Consider the following 19156-nt stretch of genomic DNA (forward strand, 5'->3'; position numbering starts at 1 on the left):
TTTGTTTTGTTTAATAAAAACACTACATTTGTTAAACAAAATTGTAATTATGAAAATCCATATAATTGGTTCAGGGTTTGCTTCTTTGTCTGCTTCTTGTTATTTAGCGAAGGCAGGTCATGAAGTAACTGTTTTTGAAAAAAATGCTACCGTTGGTGGAAGAGCACGCCAGTTGCATCGTGATGGTTTTCATTTTGATATAGGGCCAACATGGTATTGGATGCCCGATGTTTTTGAAAAGTTTTTTAATGATTTTGGTAAAAGTGTATCAGATTATTACGAGCTTTTTAAATTAACTCCTGCTTATCAGGTGTATTTTAAAGATAACGAATCAGTTACTATTGCGGATAATTTAACCGATATAAAAGCAACTTTCGAAACTATAGAAAAGGGAAGTGGTGCCAAATTACAAGCTTTTATAGATGAAGCACGAGAAAATTACGCCATTGCAGTGGAAAAAATGGTTTACAAACCAGGTGATTCTCCATTGGAATTAGTGAGTTTTGAAACTATTCAACGTGTTAGTCAGTTTTTCTCAACCGTTAGTCAGCAAGTGCGTAAGCGTTTTACTAATGAAAAACTGATTCAAATTCTAGAATTTCCTGTATTGTTTTTAGGAGCAAAACCATCCAATACGCCTGCGTTTTATAACTTCATGAATTATGCTGATTTCGGATTAGGTACTTGGCATCCTAAAAATGGCATGTATAGTGTAGTTTTGGCAATGGAGACTTTAGCTAGAGAATTGGGTGTGAAGTTTGTTACTAATGCCAATGTTTCTGAAATTATTGTTGAAAATGGAAGTGCTACAGGATTGGTAGTTAATGGAGAAAAGAAACATGCAGATGTAGTTTTAAGTGGTGCGGATTATCATCACACAGAGCAATTGTTAGAAGAAAAAAATAGGATGTATTCTGAAAGTTATTGGGATAAAAAAGTTTTTGCTCCTTCTTCCTTATTGTTTTATGTAGGTTTTGATAAGAAAATTAAAAATGTGGAACATCATACGTTGTTTTTTGATGCGCCATTTGAGCCTCATGCCAAAGAAATTTATGACACAAAAGTTTGGCCTAAGAACCCATTGTACTACGCTAGTTTTCCTTCTATTACGGATTCGTATTTTGCACCTGAAGGAAAAGAAGCCGCTACATTTTTAATTCCAATTGCGCCTGGTTTAGAAGATAATGAAGCCATAAGAAAGAAATACTTTGATATCATATTGGATCGATTAGAAAAATCAACCAATCAAGAATTGCGTTCGAGCGTTTTATTTATTGAGTCGTTTTGTGTGAATGATTTTATAAAAGATTACAATTCGTACAAAGGAAATGCTTATGGTTTGGCTAATATTTTGACACAGACCGCATTTCTTCGTCCTAAGATAAAAAGTCAGAAAGTAGATCGTTTATATTTTACAGGTCAATTAACCGTTCCTGGACCTGGTGTTCCGCCATCCATAATTTCTGGAAAAATAGTTAGCGAAAAGATAATCAATAACTTATAATTAGTATATTTATAAAAATTACACAAAAAAATATTGTTGCCTATGAAAGCACTATTTGACGAAGTTTCTTTAGAGTGTAGTAAAAAGATTACCAAAAAATATAGTACTTCTTTTTCGCTAGCTATTAAAATGTTATCGCCCAAAATCCAAGATGAGATTTATGCGATTTATGGTTTTGTGCGCTTTGCTGACGAAATTGTAGATACGTTTGAAGGATACGATCAAGAAATTTTGTTAGATGAGTTTGAAGCTGAATATGAAAAAGCATTGGAACGTAAAATTAGCTTGAATCCCGTTTTGAATGCTTTTCAACGTGTGGTTCATGAGTATAAGTTACACGATTTGGTTCCGCCGTTTATGAAAAGCATGCGAATGGATTTGACTAAAAAGGAATACGAAACTGTAGCAGAGTACGAAGAATATATTTATGGTTCGGCTGATGTTGTTGGTCTAATGTGTTTAAAAGTGTTTGTTGCGGGAGACGAAAAGCGTTATGAAGAGTTGAAATCTAGTGCGATGCGTTTGGGTTCCGCTTTTCAAAAGGTGAATTTCTTACGTGATTTGAAACACGATTACGAGACTTTAGGTCGTATTTATTTTCCTGGAATTAATTTTTCATCGTTAACCAATGAAAATAAAAAGCAAATCGTAGCTGAAATCGAAGCTGATTTTGAAGAGGCTTTCAAAGGAATTTTGCAACTGCCTGTTGAGGCTAAGTTTGGTGTTTATACGGCTTATCGTTATTACAGAAGTTTAATGAATAAAATCAGCAAAACGCAGCCTGAGGAATTTTTAAATGCTCGAATTCGTATTTCAAATCCTTTAAAATTAGTAATTTTGAGCAAATCTTATTTACGTTATCAATTCAATATTATCGCTTAATGGAAATTTTATTATTTATAGGAACTACGCTAGTTACTTTTTTAGTTATGGAAATGGTTACTTGGTGTACGCATAAGTTTGTAATGCATGGTTTTTTGTGGTATTTACACGAAGATCATCACCAACCGAAATACCAAGGAATTTTCGAAAAAAATGATGCTTTTTTTGCCATTTTCGCTATTCCAAGTATCCTGTTGTTTTATTATGGGGTTCAACCCGAATTGAATTATTTATTCTTTATTGGTTTAGGTATTTTACTATATGGTATGGCTTACTTTTTAATACATGATGTTTTAATTCACCAACGATTTAAATGGTTTAAGAATACCAAAAATAAATATTTAGTTGGCTTGCGAAAAGCGCATAAAGTACATCATAAACATTTAGGAAAAGAAGAAGGAGAATGTTTCGGGATGTTAAATGTTCCGAAGAAGTATTTCCGAATGTAAATTTTTGTTTTTTGTTTTTGTTTTTTACCAAAGAAAAATCTCAATCGTTTTGATTGAGATTTTTCGTTTTTTAGAATTCTAATTTCTTTTTTCGCAACTCGAAATTTTGTCCGAGGTACACACGTCTTACCATTTCGTCTTCTACCAATTCTTCTGGTTTTCCTGCCTTCAGAATGCCTCCTTCAAACATTAAGTAGGTTTTATCGGTAATTGCTAAAGTTTCTTGTACGTTATGATCGGTAATTAAAATCCCGATGTTTTTATTTTTTAATTGGGCAACAATTCTTTGAATATCTTCTACTGCAACTGGGTCAACTCCTGCAAATGGTTCGTCCAATAAAATGAATTTTGGATCTGTTGCCAATGCGCGAGCAATTTCTGTTCTTCGTCTTTCTCCTCCAGAAAGTAAGTCGCCTCTATTGGTACGAATGTGTTCCAATGAAAATTCGGCAATCAATTCTTCCATTTTAGCAACTTGCGCTTCTTTTGAAAGGGTTGTTAATTGCAATACACTTAAAATATTGTCTTCAATACTCAATTTTCTGAAAACCGAAGCTTCTTGTGCCAAATAGCCAATACCATGCTGAGCTCTTTTGTACATTGGGAAATTGGTAATATCCATGTCGTCAAGGTAAATATTGCCGCTATTTGGTTTTACCAAGCCTACAATCATATAGAAAGAAGTCGTTTTTCCAGCTCCATTTGGCCCTAATAAACCCACAATTTCTCCTTGGTTTACTTCCACGGAAATCCCTTTTACTACACTTCTTTTTTTATAGGTTTTGACTAAATTTTCTGCTCTTAATTTCATTTTTTTAATTTGTCAATTAGGCAATGTGCAATTTTTTTGTAAATGTATACATTTTATTTAATGCTAAAACTTACTTTAATTTTGTTTTAACTTAAACGGAATACTGTTACTGATTACTGAACACTTTCTTCAAGTGCTTCCCAGAATTCATAAGCTCTTCGCAAGTGTGGAATCACGATAGATCCACCCACTAAAGTAGCAATTCCCATAGCTTCCATCATTTCTTCTTTAGTAATTCCATTTTTATAGGAAGTTTCTAAATGGTATTTGATGCAATCGTCACAACGCAAAACAGCTGAAGCTACTAATCCTAGTAGTTCTTTGGTTTTTACATCCAAAGCGCCTTCCGCATAAGCATTGGTATCTAAATTGAAAATTCGTTTTACAATTTTATTGTTATCGGCTAGTAATTTTTCGTTCATTTTAGCGCGATAATCATTGAATTCTTTTACTAAATCTGCCATTTTTTAGGTTTTTATAATTTCTTTTTCTTTGTTTTTTAATACTACGACACTTATTAATATACTCAATTCATATAATATCATAATTGGAATAGCTACAATAACTTGACTCATTACGTCGGGTGGTGTAATAATTGCGGATAAAATTAATACAATGATTAAAACGTATTTGCGATAGGTTCTTAAAAAAGTGGGCGTTACTAAGCCTACTTTAGTAAGAAAATAGATAATAACGGGTAATTCAAAAAAGACACCACAAGCAACTGTAGACGAGCGAAGCAGACTAATATAAGAAGCTAAGTCGATATCATTAAAAATCTCGTTGCTCACATTGTAATTGGCTAGGAAGTTAACCGACAAAGGTGCTATTAAATAGTATCCAAAAAGTACTCCCGTAAAAAACAATAAAGAGGCTACTATTACAAAGGCTCTTGCATATTTCTTCTCGTTTTGGTATAACGCCGGACTGATAAAATTCCAAAAAAAGTATAGAATCACTGGAAAAGACATAATGAATCCTGCAGTAATGGATGTCCACATGTGTGCAGAAAATTGTCCGCCCATTTCTCTACTTTGAATACGCATGGGAATTTCGGTAACACATAAACTTTTGTCTAAACCGAATTCTTGCGACAAATCACAAAAAATGCGGTAGGTAATAAAATCAGGATTTTTTGGACCAAATAAAATTTGATCGAAAATAAAATCACTGAAAAAAAACGCGACAGTTGCTCCAATTAAAACAGCAATTGTACAGCGAATCAGTAACCATCTTAGTTCTTCTAGATGGTCTAAAAAAGACATTTCGTTTGCAGGTTTTTTAGCCATTATACAATTCCTTCTTTTAAAATGTCGTGTAAATGTAAAATTCCTTGGTACTTTTCGTTGTCAATAACAACCAGTTGTGTTATGGCATTGTTTTCTAAAATATTTAATGCATCTACAACCATGGTGTCTGAACTAATATTTTTTGGATTTTTGGTCATAATATCTGTTGCCACTAAATGTGTAAAACTGTCATTGTTGTTCAACATTCTACGAATATCACCATCCGTAATTATTCCAATAACTTTGTTGTCTTCTAAAACTGCAGTAACTCCTAGGCGTTTTTCCGAAATTTCCATAATCACTTCCTTTATACTAGCTGAAGGAAGTACAGCTGGACGATGCGTTGTGTCAAGCATATCTTTCACACGAAGCAATAATTTTTTTCCTAATGCGCCACCAGGATGGTATAAAGCAAAATCTTCACTTTTGAAATTTCTAGCTTCCATTAAAGCGACAGCCAAAGCGTCTCCAAGAACCAATTGTGCTGTGGTGCTATTGGTTGGTGCTAAATTATTTGGACACGCTTCTTTTTCTACAAATGCATGAAGAATATGGTGTGATTCTTTTCCTAAAAACGAGTTTTTATCGGCCGTCATTCCAATTAAAGTGTTGCCAAAACGTTTTAGTAGCGGAACCAATACTTTAATCTCAGGACTATTCCCGCTTTTTGAAATGCAAATAATAACATCGCCTTTTTGTACCATTCCTAAGTCGCCATGAACGGCTTCTGCTGCGTGCAAAAACAAAGAAGGTGTTCCTGTTGAATTTAATGTGGCTACTATTTTTTGAGCAATGATGGCACTTTTTCCAATTCCTGTAACTACCAATCGGTTGTTTGAAGCCATGATTAATTGTACACAAGCGGCAAAGTCATCCGTTAGGTAATGGACTAAATTTGCTATGCTTTCGCTTTCTTCCAAAATGGTTCTTTTGGCAGCTTCTAGAATGTTTTTCGTTGTGTTCAAAGTAATGAAATTAATGTTTTGTTATTTTAAAGAAAATTGTATCTTTATGTTTGCAAATTTAGGTAAAATCATATTAATAGAGAATGAATCCGAACGAAATTGATTTACACAAAGAATTAAAAAAATATTTTGGGTTTAGCCAATTCAAAGGTCTTCAAGAACAAGTAGTTGGGAGTATCATCAAGGGTAATAATACTTTTGTGATAATGCCTACTGGTGGTGGTAAATCGTTGTGTTACCAGCTTCCTGCTTTGGTGCTTGAAGGAACAGCAATCGTTGTTTCGCCGCTGATTGCCTTGATGAAAAACCAAGTAGATGCCATAAGAAGTTTGAGTTCCGAAAACGGGATTGCTCATGTTTTGAATTCTTCTTTAAATAAAACGGAAGTCAACCAAGTGAAAAGCGATATTGCTTCTGGCTTGACCAAGTTGTTGTATGTGGCTCCAGAATCTTTAACCAAAGAGGAATACATTCAGTTTCTAAAGTCTGTAAAATTATCCTTTGTTGCGATAGATGAAGCACACTGTATATCCGAATGGGGTCATGATTTTCGTCCCGAGTATAGAAATTTAAGAAACATAATTAAGCAATTAGGAGATATTCCTATTATTGGCTTAACGGCTACAGCTACTCCAAAAGTACAAGAAGATATCTTGAAAAACTTGGATATGCCAAATGCCAATGCGTTTAAAGCGTCTTTTAATCGCCCCAATTTGTTTTACGAAGTACGTCCAAAAACTAAAAATGTAGATTCTGATATTATTCGTTTTATTAAACAGAATAAAGGAAAGTCAGGCGTTATTTACTGTTTGAGCCGTAAAAAAGTAGAAGAAATTGCCCAGTTACTGCAAGTGAACGGCATTAGTGCTGTACCTTATCATGCTGGTTTGGATGCCAAAACCCGTTCCAAACATCAAGATATGTTCCTCATGGAAGATGTTGATGTGGTTGTAGCCACTATTGCATTTGGTATGGGAATTGACAAACCCGATGTGCGTTTTGTTATTCACCACGATATTCCAAAATCATTAGAGAGCTACTATCAAGAAACCGGTAGAGCAGGACGTGATGGAGGGGAAGGACATTGTTTGGCTTATTATTCGTATAAGGATATTGAAAAGCTGGAGAAATTTATGTCAGGAAAACCAGTAGCCGAACAAGAAATTGGATTTGCCTTGTTACAAGAAGTAGTTGCTTATGCGGAAACTTCTATGTCGAGGAGAAAATATTTATTGCATTATTTCGGAGAGGAATTTGACGAAGTAAATGGTGAAGGCGCTGATATGGACGATAACATTCGTCATCCTAAGAAAAAAGTAGAAGCTAAAGACGAAGTAAAAAAATTACTTGAAGTTATTCGCGATACCAAACAACAGTTTAAAGGCAAAGAAATTATTTTAGCCTTAATGGGTAAAGTAAATGCTATTATTAAAGCACATAAAATTGACCAACAACCGTATTTCGGTAAAGGAGCTTCGCATGATGAACGTTTTTGGATGGCTTTAATTCGTCAAGTATTAGTAACTGGAATGATTCAAAAAGATATTGAAACTTATGGTGTGATTAAAATTTCTGAGAAAGGTTTGGATTTTATTAAAAACCCAACTTCTTTTATGATGTCGGAAGATCACGAATACAGTGAAGCAGAAGACGATTTAATTGTTGCAGCAGCAAAATCATCAGGAACTACTGATGAAGCGCTAATGACCATGTTAAAAGATTTGCGTAAAAAAGTTGCCAAAAAACTAGGTGTTCCACCATTTGTTGTATTCCAAGATCCTTCTTTGGAAGATATGTCGCTTAAATATCCTGTTACCATTGATGAATTAGGTAGTATTCACGGTGTTGGAGAAGGGAAAGCTAAAAAATACGGAAAAGAATTCGTAGATTTAATTGCGCGTTATGTAGAAGATAACGACATTATTCGTCCAGATGATTTAGTAGTAAAATCAACAGGAGCCAATTCTAGTCTGAAACTGTACATTATTCAAAATGTTGATAGAAAGTTAGCTTTGGATGATATTGCCAGAGCTAAAGGATTGTCAATGGATGATTTGTTGAAAGAAATGGAACAGATTGTATATTCGGGAACTAAGTTGAATATCAAATATTGGGTAGATGATATTTTGGATGAAGATCAGCAAGAAGAAATTCACGATTATTTTATGGATTCTGAATCGGATAAAATTGATTTAGCATTAAAAGAATTTGATGGCGATTACGATACCGAAGAATTGCGCTTGATGCGAATTAAATTTATTAGTGAAGTAGCGAATTAATCAAGTTCAAGAACAAGAGCAAATTCAAGGACAAGAACAAATTCAAGAATTAAGGAAATTGTTTTCGCTTCGCTCAAATGTTAGCCTACTTCGTAGGAGATTCCTCGCAAGCTCGGAATGACAAAAATAAAATAAAATCCAAATTCCAATATTTTTTGGGATTTGGATTTTTTAATTTGAAGTAAATTATTCAATTTTTTTTTGTTAATTTGTGTTAAACTTTAAACAAAATTCTACTATGTCAGAAAATCAAAAAGTATGGAAACCCACTGAGGAGGCTAAAAGTCAAGCGGGTCAATTTCGTTTATTCGCAGTCTTGTTGTGGCTAGGTGCAATTGTTGCACAAGTTTTTGCTATTCGTATGTTTTTACAAGCTGTTAATGCAGGGGAGTCTCCTGTAAATGCATGGGTTATAGGTTTAATTGTACTTGATTTAATTTTAGTTTTTTCAGGTTCTATTCTTTGGAAGAAATCCAATCGATTAAGTCCACCATCAGAGAAAAATCAATTTTTATATTACATGCAAAATCAATTGGGTGTTGTTATGGCATTTGTTGCTTTTCTACCTTTGATTGTGTTTATTTTAACGAATAAAAAAGTTGACGGAAAAAGCAAAGCGATTTTAGGAAGTATTGCTGGATTAGCTTTAGTTATAGCTGGAATTGGTGGTTTTGAATCTAACATGGCGTCAATTGAAAAATATACTGAAGAAACTAATATGGTTGAAGCTTTAACAGGAGCGAATAATGTTTACTGGACAAAGTCTGGTGGTCGTTATCATTTGTACCAAGACTGTGGTTATATTAAAAATAGTACCGAAGTAACAAATGGAACTGTTGCACAATCTTACGAAACTAAAGGAATCGACCAATTGTGTCAGCGTTGTAAAAAGCAAAAAATGAAAGAAGAAAACATCACTGATGAATCTTTATTAGATAAAATAAAACAATTAAACCCAACGGAAAACAAAGAAGAAACTGCTCCAGCAGAAGAAGTTGAAGAAGAAAAAGATGCAGCTTAGTTTGTTGACGGTTTTAAGTTTTTGGTTATTAGTATAAAAGGAGCAATTTGCTCCTTTTTTTATTCATAAACTTCGCCTCGATGTGGTTTTAATGCATCTCTGAATTTTATCATATCTTGTTCTTCCACGACCAAAAATGCAATAGCGTGCATTTCGTTTCGTATTTCAAAACCGGTAATTTGGAGGGCATATTTTTCAGCTTCCAAGAATTCTTTTAAGTGAATTTCGTGGTGTTCGGCTGTTTTGGCTGCGGCTTCTCCTCTGAAATCCCAAATCAATTTTATTTTTCTGTTCATCTTTTCGAAATAAAAATCAAAGGTAAGTTTTTAGTACATTTGAAAAAACTATTCGCGTCATGAAATTTTTATTTGCACTACTATTTATTGGAAGTTTTTCGCATTCGCAACAATTAACATTGGAACAAGCCAATCATTTAGCTAGTTTGCCTATCAAGTGTTTGCAGCAAGAATATCCCAATAAATTGAATCAGTTGTTGCTTAATGAAACGGAATTGCTTTCTCCTAAAGCTTTGCATCCTGCTTTTTATGGTTGTTTCGATTGGCATTCTTCCGTTCATGGGCATTGGAGTTTGGTGTATTTGTTGAATCATTTTCCAAATTTGGCCAATAAAAAGGAAATCATCGAAAAACTAACTACCAATCTTTCACCAGAAAATATAGCCGAAGAGATTCTTTATTTTTCTAAACCTCATGAAAAATCATACGAACGCACGTATGGTTGGAATTGGTTGCTAAAATTGCAACACGAATTAGAAACTTCCAAAGAACCTTTTGCAAAACCATTAGCGCAAAATCTAAAACCTTTGACTGATTTAATTGTCGCACGTTATATTGAATTTTTGCCTAAACTTTTGTATCCCGTTAGAGCTGGAACTCATAACAATACTGCTTTTGGGTTGTCTTATGCTTGGGATTATGCGGTGTATTCCAATACTATTCCTCTTCAGAATAGTATCAAAGAAAACGCCATGCGATTATTTCTAAACGATACCAACTGTCCAATGGATTGGGAACCAAGCGGCACCGATTTTTTATCGCCGTGTATGGAAGAAATGGGTTTGATGCAACGCATTTTGCCTGAAAAAGAGTTTTTGATGTGGTTAAAAAAGTTTGCACCACAATTGTTTTCCAAAAAATGGCAATGGGAAGTGGCTCAAGTTTCGGATAGAACCGATGGTCATTTGGTGCATTTGGATGGGTTGAATTTTAGTAGAGCTTGGAATCTATACCAATTAACCCAAAAGTTTCCAAAGGAATTTTCTCATTTAAAATCTGTTGCTGATACGCATTTGTTGTTTTCATTACCATCAATCGTAGACGGAAATTACGAAGGCGAACATTGGTTGGCATCTTTTGCTTTGCGTGCTTTTGAGGAAAAATCGAAAATCAAGTAGTATATTTGCAAAAAAATAAGATTAAATTCCAATATTTTAAAAATCCAAATTCCAAAAAAAATTGAGACAAACTTTGTAAACTTAGTGCATTCTTTGTGAACTTAGTGGTTAAATTCCAATATCCGAAAATAAGAATATCCAAAAATCCAAAACTATGCCACGCGAATTCCAATTTCAAGTTTCACCCGAAGTAGCTGCTAATGAAAATTTGTTAGCCCAACATGTAGCCAAGTTATTTCAGGTGAGTCCAAAAGAAATTCAAAAAGTAGCTGTTGTAAAACGTTCGATTGATGCGCGTCAGAAAGCCATAAAAATAAATATTAAGGCAAATGTTTTCTTGGTTGGAGAAGCTTATGTTGAATCAAAAATAGAATTACCAGATTATCCAAATGTTGCCAATAAACAAGAAGTTATAGTTGTTGGAGCAGGTCCAGCTGGATTGTTTGCTGCTTTGCAATTAATTGAATTAGGTTTAAAACCCATCGTTTTAGAACGAGGAAAAGATGTTCGTGGTCGTCGACGTGATTTGAAAGCGATTAATCGAGATGGGATTGTGAATGAAGATTCCAATTATTGTTTTGGTGAAGGCGGAGCAGGAACGTATTCGGATGGAAAATTATATACACGTTCTAAAAAACGTGGCGATGTAGATCGAATTCTAGCACTTTTAGTAGGTTTTGGAGCTACGCCAGAAATTATGGTAGAAGCGCATCCGCACATTGGAACCAATAAATTGCCACAAATTATTCAAGATATTCGAGATAAAATTATCGAGTGTGGCGGACAAGTGTTGTTTGAAACACGTGTTACTGATTTTGTTATCAAAAACAGCGAAATGCAAGGCGTTGTCATTCAAAATGGTGATGTAATTTCGGCAAACAAAGTTATTTTAGCAACTGGACATTCCGCTCGTGATATTTTTGAATTGCTTCATAAAAAAGGCGTTTACATTGAAGCGAAACCTTTCGCATTAGGTGTTCGTGCCGAGCATCCACAAGAATTAATTGACCAAATTCAATATTCTTGCGATTTTCGTGGCGAATATTTACCGCCAGCTCCTTATTCCATCGTAAAACAAGTGAATGGTCGCGGTGTGTATTCGTTTTGTATGTGTCCAGGTGGTGTGATTGCGCCTTGTGCTACAGCTCCAGGCGAAGTAGTTACCAATGGTTGGTCGCCAAGTAAAAGAGACCAAGCAACAGCAAATTCAGGAATTGTGGTAGAATTAAAATTGGAAGATTTTAAACCTTTTGAAAAATTTGGACCTTTAGCGGGAATGGAATTTCAAAAAGCCATTGAACAAAAAGCATGGCATTTAGCAGGAGAAACTCAAAAAGTACCTGCGCAACGCATGATCGATTTCATACAAAATAAAGTTTCAAAGGATATTCCAAAAACGTCTTATGTTCCTGGTACCACTTCAGTTGAATTAGGACAAGTTTTCCCTGGATTTTTAACCCAAATCATGCGAGAAGGTTTTACGCAGTTTGGAAAATCCATGAAAGGTTATATGACCAACGATGCTATTTTGCATGCGCCAGAAAGTAGAACTTCTTCGCCTGTGCGAATTCCAAGAGATAACTTTTCATTGGAACATGTGCAAATCAAAGGCTTGTATCCTTGTGGAGAAGGCGCTGGTTATGCAGGTGGAATTATTTCAGCAGCGATTGATGGTGAAAAATGTGCATTGAAAATTGCGGAGAGTTTAGGATTGTAATTTTAAATAGAACCCTTAAGCAACAAAACATGAGACCTATTTTTAGTGATTTAACATATAAAATAGTTGCATTTCAAGATATAAACGAAATTCAATCTGACGAAATAATTCAATGGGCTATAGAAATGATTGAACTTGGTTACAGGTCTGAAAATTTGTTTATGCTTGCTAGTTTTGAAAAGAAATCTAATTTTTATGAAATAGAAAATTATTTAAAAAAAACTTTGATTGAGCTAAATTTGACTCCCAAAAAAGATAAAGAAGCATATGTAAGCTATTCATATTATTATGTTTTAAAAATTTCAGAAAATAAAAATGTAAAAGAAAATTTAGCAGAACTTTATAAGTATTGTCAAAAATGGAATTACGAAGAAAATATTTATGATTTTTATTTGCTTTATTGGGCTTGGAACGATTTTGATTACTTTTCACATAGTAGTTATTGGCATGAAGCTACTAAAGAAAATATTCAAAGTCTTGTAATTGATAAAGCTAAGGTGTGGATTGAAGATAATAAGAGCTACTTTAGATAATTACATCCTTAATGAAATAAAAAAATCACAGCTTTCACTGTGATTCTATTTTTTGGGATAAAAAAGGATTATATCTTTTTAACATTAACTGCGTTCATTCCTTTTGCACCTTTTTCTAAATCGTAGGTAACCAAGTTTCCTTCTTTTATATCTTCTAGTAAACCACTTACGTGAACAAAATATTTATCACCTGTTTCAACAGCTTTGATAAATCCAAAACCTTTAGCGTCATTATAAAAGTCTACCGTTCCTCTTCTTTCTTCTGGCATTTCTTCTTCAGCTGTTCTTCTTGATGTACCGATAGCGATAGTTTCCACGTCAACTTCAATTTTTCTTGAAGGGTCTGGTGGTGTGCTAGTTAAGTGTCCGTTTTCGTCCACATATACATATAAATCCTCTCCAGAAAGTTTTGGATTGGCTTTTCTAGCTTCTTTTTTTTCTAGTTTCTCTTTTCTTTTCTGAGCTCTTAGTTTTTCTTGTTCTCTTTTGTTAAACGTTTCTTGTGGTCTTGCCATTAAATGTAGTACGAAATTAATTAATATTTGCTATTGTAGTAAAGGGATACAAGCTCAAAAAGCAAGTTACAAGGAAGTTAAAATTTAGCAATTTGTCCGTGTAGTTGAAAAAGGAGTATATCATTACTGAATGCAAAGATACGAAACTTTACTGAAGGATTTTCTTTTTGAAGCTAATTTTTTCATTTTCAGAAGCTTTGCAATTTTTTATTGCTTTTTTGCTCTGCTTGTGCCGACGCATTAACAGGCGTTAAATTTATCACAAACTCTAAATTCGTGATATAGCTGTTTCTTTTTTCGTATTTTTGAACTGAAATACAACATTATGGTCGAAGAACAAGTGATATTGGTGGATTCCAATGATAATCCTATTGGAACTATGAATAAAATGGAAGCACACGAAAAAGCAGTTTTGCATCGTGCTTTCTCTGTTTTTATTTTGAATGATAAAAATGAAGTTATGTTGCAACAACGTGCGGCTCATAAATACCATTCTCCTTTGTTGTGGACCAATACCTGTTGTAGTCATCAAAGAGTAGGGGAAACCAATATAGAAGCAGGAAAACGTCGCTTGTTTGAAGAAATGGGTTTTACTGCTGATTTGAAAGAGTTGTTTCATTTTATTTACAAAGCACCTTTCGATAATGGTTTAACCGAACACGAATTAGATCATGTGATGATTGGGTATTCCAATGAAAATCCAGTAATCAATAAAGAAGAAGTGGAAAGTTGGAAATGGATGTCCATTGAAGCAATCAAAGAAGATATGACAGCCAACCCAAATGATTATACCGTTTGGTTCAAAATTATATTTGATGAATTTTATCACTTTCTCGAAGAAAATAAACTCTAACCTATTACCCATAACCTATCACCTAAAACCCAAAACAATGAAAGTAACCGTATCAAGAAAAGCCCATTTTAATGCTGCGCATCGTTTGTATCGTAAGGATTGGTCTATGGAGAAAAATCAGGAAGTTTTTGGGAAATGCAACAATCCTAATTTTCATGGACACAATTATGAATTGATTGTCTCAGTTACTGGTGAAGTTGACAAGGAAACAGGTTATGTGATAGATACCAAAATTTTATCCGATTTAATCAAAGAACATATTGAGGAAGCTTTTGATCATAAAAACTTAAATGTTGATGTGTCCGAATTCCAAGATTTAATTCCAACAGCGGAGCATATTGCGTATGTAATTTGGCAGAAACTTCGTGTGTTAATTGCTTCCGATAAAGATTTGGAAGTTACGTTATATGAAACACCACGTAATTTTGTAACTTATAAAGGCGAATAATATGAGTATTCAAATTGGAGATAAAGTCCCTAGTTTTACAGCCAAAAAGCAAGATGGTGGTACTTTTGATTTGAATGATTATTTGGGAAAACCTTTGGTAATTTATTTTTATCCCAAAGATTTTACGCCAGGTTGTACTACACAAGCGTGTAGTTTTCGTGATTTTTACCAAGATTTTCAAGATTTAGGTGCTGAAGTTATTGGAATTTCTGGTGATACCGCTGCTTCTCATGAGGCTTTTCAATCGAAATACAAGTTGCCTTTTATTCTACTTTCTGATTACGATAGAAAAATTAGAAAAGCTTTCGGGGTTCCTACGAGTTTATTCGGTTTGTTGCCGGGTCGTGTAACGTATGTGGTTCATCCCGATGGAACTATAAAAATGGTTTTTAATAGCATGAGTGCCAAAAATCATATTACTAAGGCTTTGGAAATGGTTCGTGAATTTTAAAAGTAGTTTATAAAAACTTTATAAAAAAACCTCAATTGTATTAAATTGAGGTTTTGTTTTTATTGGAATTGGTAGCCTGTTTCTTTCATTTGAGAAAAAGCATTTGTACCTAAATCTGTGGCTATTGCTCTTCCGTCTAGTTTAGAATTTACTGGGCTTTTCGCTTTTAAATATTCTTCTAGCGCTTGATGTAAGGTATAGGGTTGAATTGTGACATCTTTTGCATTTTTCATACGGCACATAGTTTCTAATGGTTCGCCGGTTCTGTTGCAAGACGCCATGGTGTAGGTCTTTTCTAAATCGAGCGGTTTGCCTTGAATTTTTATTTCTTAAATTCTTTTGCCGTTTTCTAATGAACTATTGAATTTAAGAGTTAGTCCTGAAAAGCGCACTAGCCAACCACCAAATCGATTTTCATATTCTTTGGCAAAGACATTGTTGATTTCTTTTTCCAGCCAATTTTTTATTTGATGTCCTGTTACCTTACCCGTTTTCATGTGTTCGTTTACGGGTAGCATTCGCCAGATATCGTCTTTAGTAATTGCTTTTTTACCTGTTTCATCAGGAACAATTGGAACACCAAATCTAAAGCCATTTGAAGTTGCGAAATCGGCCCCTGTTTTCCATAGTAAGGCATCTGTAATTAGATTGTCCATTGGGTTTTCTACTACTAAATAACGGTATAAAGGTGTTGTGGTATGTCCTACTATTTGTTGCATTTCTTTTTGGTATGGCCTTAGCGCTTGATTCACTAATTTTTGTATTTTTAGATTTGCTTTTGTTTTTTCTGGATTAACATCCATTAGTTCGTATGAAAAATTTATCATTTTTTTATTTTTCATTTTGATGTCTAATTTTCCTAAAAACGAACCAAAAGCTCCAGGTTCCACTACATAGCTGTATTTGCCTTTGATTGGTTTTCTAATCCGTTCGTGTGTGTCGCTACCTAATATAAAATCGACCTCTTTTGTAATGGGATTGTTGGCAAGTTGAACTTGTTTGGCAATACCGATGTGTGTTATTAAAAACAACAGCTCTACTTTTTCTTCCTTTTTTAGTTTGGAAATGAGGGTTTTTAAATTTTCTTGAACGGGTGTGAATTTAATCCCTTCGCTGTATTTTGGATTTTGTCTTTCGGGAATTTCTGGGTCGTTGTATGCGATAAACCCTATTTTAATTCCCTTTTTTTCTGTAATCCAATACGGAGGGAATAGTGGTTTTTGGGTTTCTTCATCGAACATATTCGCTGCAATTACATTCGAATTGTAATTGTTCATGATTTGTATCATGATTTTTTTTCCATAGATTACTTCCCAGTTTCCTGGAATCAGTAGGTCATATTCCATTGCTTGTACAATAGGTGGGAAAATACTTCCTTTTGAAAGCATGCTTGCACCACTTCCTTGAATTAGATCTCCAGCATCAATAAAAATTGTGCCTTCAGGGTTTTTGTTTTTTTGTTCGTCTACTAAGGTTTTTATTATGGCTAATCCACCTGCTTTTTTAAATACTATCGAATCATTTTCTACATAAAGTTCTTCGTGAGGATTTAGGTAGGCGTGAATGTCGGTGGATTGTAAAATTGTAATATTTTTTTCTTCCGTATTTTCTTTTTTTTCACATGCGGAAAATACTATTAGTGCTGCTATTGCGATTGTTATTTTTTTCATTTTTTAAAGAGTTATGGTTTTGTATCCTAGTTCTTGCAAGCCGAATATGTAGGTTAGTCCATTGGTTGTACTTTTCATTTCAGATGGCAGGAGAGTAGGATTTATGTCTAGTTTTTTCAAGGATAATCCGCATGCCAAGATTTTAAATTGTTTTTGATTAATTGCTAATTGAATTTGTGATTGCAGTTTGTTATTGGATGTAATTTCTTGAATTACTTTTCTACAGATAACGATTTGAAAATCGATTTTATTACTTCTTGTTTTGAATTCCATACCTGTTTGAATGGCTGCTTTCAAGTGTTCGACATTTCTGACTAAAAGTGCATACTTTCCTTTCTTTTTAATTGCTTGTTCGGTTTTTTTTATTTCTTGTTTTGTTTGAGCTGTTGCCTTTGGAATGAACCAAAGAAAGCTACTAATGGTTAAAATAATGATATATTTTTTCATATTTTTTATTTGTTATAAATGCTGTATTCTTTTGGATTGTTGAAAATAAAAAACAATAATCCACCAAAAAGTGCTATGTTTTTCCATAAGGGTCCGTGTAAGATTCCGTTACCCATTTGTACGGTAATTGTAATTGGAATTAGTACTCCAAAAAGTACTATAGCGGCTATTCGGGTATAGATTCCTAGTAATAAAGCTGTGCCAAAGAGCAGTAGTACAGAGCCCGTTATGATACCTAAAGTGTAAGGGTCGCCAAAAAAAGTTGCTGTATTTTTAAGGACAGCGTTGTTTATTCTGTTAGCTACTTTATCGGGGTGAAGTAGGTGTGATGCACCTGCTACAATAAAAATGCCACTTAATAAAATGCGTAGGATTAGAACGGAAAATCCGTTCACTGAAATTTTTGTATTCATTTTTTTTCTAATTTATTGATTATACGTTTTTTTAAATTCAACGATAATACTAACCAATTAGAAACTGTTTATGTAATAAGTAAGTAGGGATTTTTTCTTTTAGCAGCGTGAAAAAAGGAACAGCTTGTGATTTTTTTTCTGTTGTATTTTTTGTGTAAGTTGCAGAAAATTTTTCAGCAGGTAGAAGAATTTTTTGTTTTTCTTTTTTTGTAGTTGCCTGCTCGGTAACTTTACAAAAGGTATTGCAAACTCTTTTATTTGCTCCAGTATTTGAGTTATTAGTAGTTTCAGCAATTGGAGTCCATGATTTTATTTCTTTTTTTAATGCACAAGGAATTAGTACTGCCAAAGTGAGTACTATTACTGCGAATTGTGCTATAGAAAACTTTTTTAAGTTCATGATTGGCAAATTTAAGAAATCTAAATTGAGTTGGTGTAACAAAAGTTACGCAGTAATTTTTTTAATTCTATTTTATTTCAACTAATCTATTAACTTTGTAGTTCTCATTAAAAATATTTACGTGTATCCCTTAACATTTTATCCAATTTTAAAAGAGCGTATTTGGGGCGGAACCAAATTGCAATCGCATTTGCACAAAGCTATTTCATCGGAAACTACAGGTGAGAGTTGGGAAATTTCAACGGTTTCTGGTGCTATTAGCGTAGTGAATCAAGGTGTTTTGGAAGGAAAAAATCTAAATGAACTTATCGATTTGTATCCCGAAGCTATTTTGGGAAAATCGGTTGTGGCTCGTTTTGGGAAGCAATTTCCTTTGTTGTTCAAGTTTATTGATGCCAAAGAAGATTTATCCATTCAATTGCATCCAAATGATGAATTAGCTCAAAAACGACACAATTCCTTCGGGAAAACGGAAATGTGGTATGTCATGCAAGCGGATACGAATTCGCGTTTGGTGGTTGGTTTTAAAAAAGCGATTACTCCTGAAATTTATTTGCACCATTTACAGCAAAAGCAGTTATTGGATTTGTTACAAGAATATCCAGTGCAAGCTGGCGATGTTTTTTTTCTGGAAACAGGAACGGTTCACGCTATTGGTGCTGGGGTTTTGATTGCTGAAATCCAACAAACTAGTGATGTTACGTATCGTATTTACGATTGGGATAGAGTAGATGCTGAAGGGAAAAGTCGGGAACTGCATACGGATTTAGCATTGGAAGCGATTAATTTTGATACAACAGCTTCTAAAATCTCTTACGAATCTAAAGTAAATGAAATAACTTCTGTAGTTTCTTGTCCGTATTTTGTTACTCAACAATTGGTGTTGGAAGGCCATTTTCATTGGAACCCATCCAAAGATTCGTTTACTGTTTTTATGTGTGTTTCAGGAAGTTTTGAACTGCTTTATAAGGATGAAAAATATAGTTATTCTAAAGGTGATACCGTTTTGTTACCAGCTTGTATTACTGAAATTCAATTTTTTGGAACGGCTACTTTATTAGAAATTTCTATCTAATGCCTTTTTGTAACGATATA

General features: G+C 33.9%; 23 protein-coding genes. 12 read left to right on the forward strand and 11 right to left on the reverse strand.

Going from position 1 to position 19156, the window contains the following annotated elements:
* Nucleotides 1–49 precede the first annotated feature (49 nt).
* From DPN68_RS03075 to DPN68_RS03085, 3 genes are read left to right on the forward strand one after another with little or no spacing between them, the layout of a single operon-like run.
* Nucleotides 50–1504 (forward strand): phytoene desaturase family protein, encoded by a 1455-nt coding sequence (locus DPN68_RS03075; protein ID WP_113988129.1) that lies wholly within the window; start codon nucleotides 50–52, stop codon nucleotides 1502–1504.
* A gap of 42 nt (nucleotides 1505–1546) precedes the next feature.
* On the forward strand, nucleotides 1547–2386 hold the full coding sequence (locus DPN68_RS03080) for a phytoene/squalene synthase family protein (protein ID WP_113988130.1): 840 nt from the start codon (nucleotides 1547–1549) through the stop codon (nucleotides 2384–2386).
* The gene (locus DPN68_RS03085; RefSeq protein WP_113988131.1) at nucleotides 2386–2835 is read left to right on the forward strand and encodes a sterol desaturase family protein; all 450 of its coding nucleotides are present in this window, start codon (nucleotides 2386–2388) and stop codon (nucleotides 2833–2835) included. Before DPN68_RS03080 ends, DPN68_RS03085 begins: the two co-directional genes overlap by 1 nt.
* 70 nt (nucleotides 2836–2905) lie before the next feature.
* Here the strand turns inward: DPN68_RS03085 and lptB are convergent, their stop codons facing one another.
* From lptB to DPN68_RS03105, 4 genes are all read right to left on the reverse strand, one after another.
* Nucleotides 2906–3646 carry an LPS export ABC transporter ATP-binding protein gene (gene lptB / locus DPN68_RS03090; protein ID WP_113988132.1) on the reverse strand — a complete coding sequence of 247 codons (741 nt, stop codon included), beginning with the start codon at nucleotides 3644–3646 and terminating at the stop codon, nucleotides 2906–2908.
* A gap of 113 nt (nucleotides 3647–3759) precedes the next feature.
* Nucleotides 3760–4110, reverse strand: a complete 351-nt coding sequence (locus DPN68_RS03095; RefSeq protein ID WP_113988133.1) for a carboxymuconolactone decarboxylase family protein — start codon at nucleotides 4108–4110, stop codon at nucleotides 3760–3762.
* Between the two features lie 3 nt (nucleotides 4111–4113).
* Nucleotides 4114–4935: a twin-arginine translocase subunit TatC gene (gene tatC, locus DPN68_RS03100; RefSeq protein ID WP_113988134.1), complete on the reverse strand. Its 822-nt coding sequence runs from the start codon at nucleotides 4933–4935 to the stop codon at nucleotides 4114–4116.
* Nucleotides 4935–5900 (reverse strand): KpsF/GutQ family sugar-phosphate isomerase, encoded by a 966-nt coding sequence (locus DPN68_RS03105; protein WP_113988135.1) that lies wholly within the window; start codon nucleotides 5898–5900, stop codon nucleotides 4935–4937. Before DPN68_RS03105 ends, tatC begins: the two co-directional genes overlap by 1 nt.
* Nucleotides 5901–5983: 83 nt before the next feature.
* Between DPN68_RS03105 and recQ the strand changes: the two genes are divergently transcribed.
* A complete protein-coding gene (gene recQ, locus DPN68_RS03110) occupies nucleotides 5984–8179 on the forward strand; it encodes a DNA helicase RecQ (RefSeq protein ID WP_113988136.1) in 2196 nt (731 codons plus the stop codon).
* 238 nt (nucleotides 8180–8417) lie between these two features.
* Complete coding sequence (locus DPN68_RS03115; RefSeq protein ID WP_113988137.1) at nucleotides 8418–9200, forward strand: hypothetical protein; 783 nt, start codon at nucleotides 8418–8420, stop codon at nucleotides 9198–9200.
* 59 nt (nucleotides 9201–9259) lie between these two features.
* Here DPN68_RS03115 and DPN68_RS03120 read toward each other — a convergent pair whose 3' ends face one another.
* Nucleotides 9260–9496, reverse strand: a complete 237-nt coding sequence (locus DPN68_RS03120) for a hypothetical protein (protein ID WP_113988138.1) — start codon at nucleotides 9494–9496, stop codon at nucleotides 9260–9262.
* 59 nt (nucleotides 9497–9555) lie between these two features.
* Here DPN68_RS03120 and DPN68_RS03125 point away from each other — a divergent pair, with 59 nt between their 5' ends.
* The 3 genes from DPN68_RS03125 to DPN68_RS03135 all read left to right on the forward strand — a co-directional run bounded on the left by DPN68_RS03125 (nucleotide 9556) and on the right by DPN68_RS03135 (nucleotide 12864).
* Nucleotides 9556–10614, forward strand: coding sequence for a DUF2891 domain-containing protein (locus tag DPN68_RS03125; RefSeq protein ID WP_113988139.1), 1059 nt, complete (start codon nucleotides 9556–9558; stop codon nucleotides 10612–10614).
* 154 nt (nucleotides 10615–10768) lie between these two features.
* Entirely contained in the window at nucleotides 10769–12331 is a 1563-nt protein-coding gene (locus DPN68_RS03130; RefSeq protein ID WP_113988140.1) for an NAD(P)/FAD-dependent oxidoreductase, read from the forward strand.
* 29 nt (nucleotides 12332–12360) lie between these two features.
* On the forward strand, nucleotides 12361–12864 hold the full coding sequence (locus DPN68_RS03135; protein ID WP_113988141.1) for a hypothetical protein: 504 nt from the start codon (nucleotides 12361–12363) through the stop codon (nucleotides 12862–12864).
* Nucleotides 12865–12932: 68 nt separating this feature from the next.
* Here the strand turns inward: DPN68_RS03135 and DPN68_RS03140 are convergent, their stop codons facing one another.
* Nucleotides 12933–13379, reverse strand: coding sequence for a cold-shock protein (locus tag DPN68_RS03140; RefSeq protein ID WP_113988142.1), 447 nt, complete (start codon nucleotides 13377–13379; stop codon nucleotides 12933–12935).
* A 325-nt stretch (nucleotides 13380–13704) separates the two neighbouring features.
* On the opposite strand from DPN68_RS03140, the gene idi reads away from it, so the two are divergent.
* From idi to DPN68_RS03155, 3 genes are read left to right on the forward strand one after another with little or no spacing between them, the layout of a single operon-like run.
* On the forward strand, nucleotides 13705–14232 hold the full coding sequence (gene idi, locus DPN68_RS03145; RefSeq protein ID WP_113988143.1) for an isopentenyl-diphosphate Delta-isomerase: 528 nt from the start codon (nucleotides 13705–13707) through the stop codon (nucleotides 14230–14232).
* A gap of 37 nt (nucleotides 14233–14269) precedes the next feature.
* Nucleotides 14270–14680: a 6-pyruvoyl trahydropterin synthase family protein gene (locus DPN68_RS03150; RefSeq protein ID WP_113988342.1), complete on the forward strand. Its 411-nt coding sequence runs from the start codon at nucleotides 14270–14272 to the stop codon at nucleotides 14678–14680.
* Nucleotide 14681: 1 nt separating this feature from the next.
* Nucleotides 14682–15131, forward strand: a complete 450-nt coding sequence (locus DPN68_RS03155; RefSeq protein WP_113988144.1) for a peroxiredoxin — start codon at nucleotides 14682–14684, stop codon at nucleotides 15129–15131.
* Between the two features lie 59 nt (nucleotides 15132–15190).
* On the opposite strand, the gene DPN68_RS13290 is transcribed toward DPN68_RS03155, so the two are convergent.
* From DPN68_RS13290 to DPN68_RS03175, 5 genes are all read right to left on the reverse strand, one after another.
* Entirely contained in the window at nucleotides 15191–15364 is a 174-nt protein-coding gene (locus tag DPN68_RS13290; RefSeq protein WP_239986995.1) for a hypothetical protein, read from the reverse strand.
* A gap of 96 nt (nucleotides 15365–15460) precedes the next feature.
* On the reverse strand, nucleotides 15461–16801 hold the full coding sequence (locus tag DPN68_RS03160) for a bifunctional metallophosphatase/5'-nucleotidase (protein ID WP_239986996.1): 1341 nt from the start codon (nucleotides 16799–16801) through the stop codon (nucleotides 15461–15463).
* Between the two features lie 3 nt (nucleotides 16802–16804).
* The gene (locus tag DPN68_RS03165; RefSeq protein WP_113988145.1) at nucleotides 16805–17248 is read right to left on the reverse strand and encodes a hypothetical protein; all 444 of its coding nucleotides are present in this window, start codon (nucleotides 17246–17248) and stop codon (nucleotides 16805–16807) included.
* A 5-nt stretch (nucleotides 17249–17253) separates the two neighbouring features.
* On the reverse strand, nucleotides 17254–17661 hold the full coding sequence (locus DPN68_RS03170) for a DoxX family protein (protein ID WP_113988146.1): 408 nt from the start codon (nucleotides 17659–17661) through the stop codon (nucleotides 17254–17256).
* 49 nt (nucleotides 17662–17710) lie between these two features.
* Nucleotides 17711–18061: a hypothetical protein gene (locus tag DPN68_RS03175; RefSeq protein ID WP_113988147.1), complete on the reverse strand. Its 351-nt coding sequence runs from the start codon at nucleotides 18059–18061 to the stop codon at nucleotides 17711–17713.
* 115 nt (nucleotides 18062–18176) lie between these two features.
* Here DPN68_RS03175 and DPN68_RS03180 point away from each other — a divergent pair, with 115 nt between their 5' ends.
* A complete protein-coding gene (locus DPN68_RS03180; RefSeq protein ID WP_113988148.1) occupies nucleotides 18177–19136 on the forward strand; it encodes a type I phosphomannose isomerase catalytic subunit in 960 nt (319 codons plus the stop codon).
* Nucleotides 19137–19156 lie beyond the last annotated feature (20 nt).

The organism is Flavobacterium tibetense, assembly GCF_003293845.1.
GTDB classification, from domain to species: domain Bacteria; phylum Bacteroidota; class Bacteroidia; order Flavobacteriales; family Flavobacteriaceae; genus Flavobacterium; species Flavobacterium tibetense.

Excerpts from the sequence above, each read along its gene's own strand:
- recQ (WP_113988136.1), top strand. The coding sequence starts at position 5,984 with ATGAATCCGAACGAAATTGATTTACACAAAGAATTAAAAAAATATTTT.
- DPN68_RS03115 (WP_113988137.1), top strand. The coding sequence starts at position 8,418 with ATGTCAGAAAATCAAAAAGTATGGAAACCCACTGAGGAGGCTAAAAGT.
- DPN68_RS03140 (WP_113988142.1), bottom strand. The coding sequence starts at position 13,379 with ATGGCAAGACCACAAGAAACGTTTAACAAAAGAGAACAAGAAAAACTA.
- DPN68_RS13290 (WP_239986995.1), bottom strand. The coding sequence starts at position 15,364 with ATGAAAAATGCAAAAGATGTCACAATTCAACCCTATACCTTACATCAA.
- DPN68_RS03175 (WP_113988147.1), bottom strand. The coding sequence starts at position 18,061 with ATGAACTTAAAAAAGTTTTCTATAGCACAATTCGCAGTAATAGTACTC.
- DPN68_RS03160 (WP_239986996.1), bottom strand. The coding sequence starts at position 16,801 with ATGAAAAAAATAACAATCGCAATAGCAGCACTAATAGTATTTTCCGCA.
- DPN68_RS03120 (WP_113988138.1), bottom strand. The coding sequence starts at position 9,496 with ATGAACAGAAAAATAAAATTGATTTGGGATTTCAGAGGAGAAGCCGCA.
- DPN68_RS03155 (WP_113988144.1), top strand. The coding sequence starts at position 14,682 with ATGAGTATTCAAATTGGAGATAAAGTCCCTAGTTTTACAGCCAAAAAG.
- tatC (WP_113988134.1), bottom strand. The coding sequence starts at position 4,935 with ATGGCTAAAAAACCTGCAAACGAAATGTCTTTTTTAGACCATCTAGAA.
- DPN68_RS03135 (WP_113988141.1), top strand. The coding sequence starts at position 12,361 with ATGAGACCTATTTTTAGTGATTTAACATATAAAATAGTTGCATTTCAA.
- DPN68_RS03150 (WP_113988342.1), top strand. The coding sequence starts at position 14,270 with ATGAAAGTAACCGTATCAAGAAAAGCCCATTTTAATGCTGCGCATCGT.
- DPN68_RS03075 (WP_113988129.1), top strand. The coding sequence starts at position 50 with ATGAAAATCCATATAATTGGTTCAGGGTTTGCTTCTTTGTCTGCTTCT.
- DPN68_RS03130 (WP_113988140.1), top strand. The coding sequence starts at position 10,769 with ATGCCACGCGAATTCCAATTTCAAGTTTCACCCGAAGTAGCTGCTAAT.
- lptB (WP_113988132.1), bottom strand. The coding sequence starts at position 3,646 with ATGAAATTAAGAGCAGAAAATTTAGTCAAAACCTATAAAAAAAGAAGT.
- DPN68_RS03125 (WP_113988139.1), top strand. The coding sequence starts at position 9,556 with ATGAAATTTTTATTTGCACTACTATTTATTGGAAGTTTTTCGCATTCG.
- DPN68_RS03085 (WP_113988131.1), top strand. The coding sequence starts at position 2,386 with ATGGAAATTTTATTATTTATAGGAACTACGCTAGTTACTTTTTTAGTT.
- DPN68_RS03095 (WP_113988133.1), bottom strand. The coding sequence starts at position 4,110 with ATGGCAGATTTAGTAAAAGAATTCAATGATTATCGCGCTAAAATGAAC.
- DPN68_RS03170 (WP_113988146.1), bottom strand. The coding sequence starts at position 17,661 with ATGAATACAAAAATTTCAGTGAACGGATTTTCCGTTCTAATCCTACGC.
- DPN68_RS03165 (WP_113988145.1), bottom strand. The coding sequence starts at position 17,248 with ATGAAAAAATATATCATTATTTTAACCATTAGTAGCTTTCTTTGGTTC.
- idi (WP_113988143.1), top strand. The coding sequence starts at position 13,705 with ATGGTCGAAGAACAAGTGATATTGGTGGATTCCAATGATAATCCTATT.
- DPN68_RS03080 (WP_113988130.1), top strand. The coding sequence starts at position 1,547 with ATGAAAGCACTATTTGACGAAGTTTCTTTAGAGTGTAGTAAAAAGATT.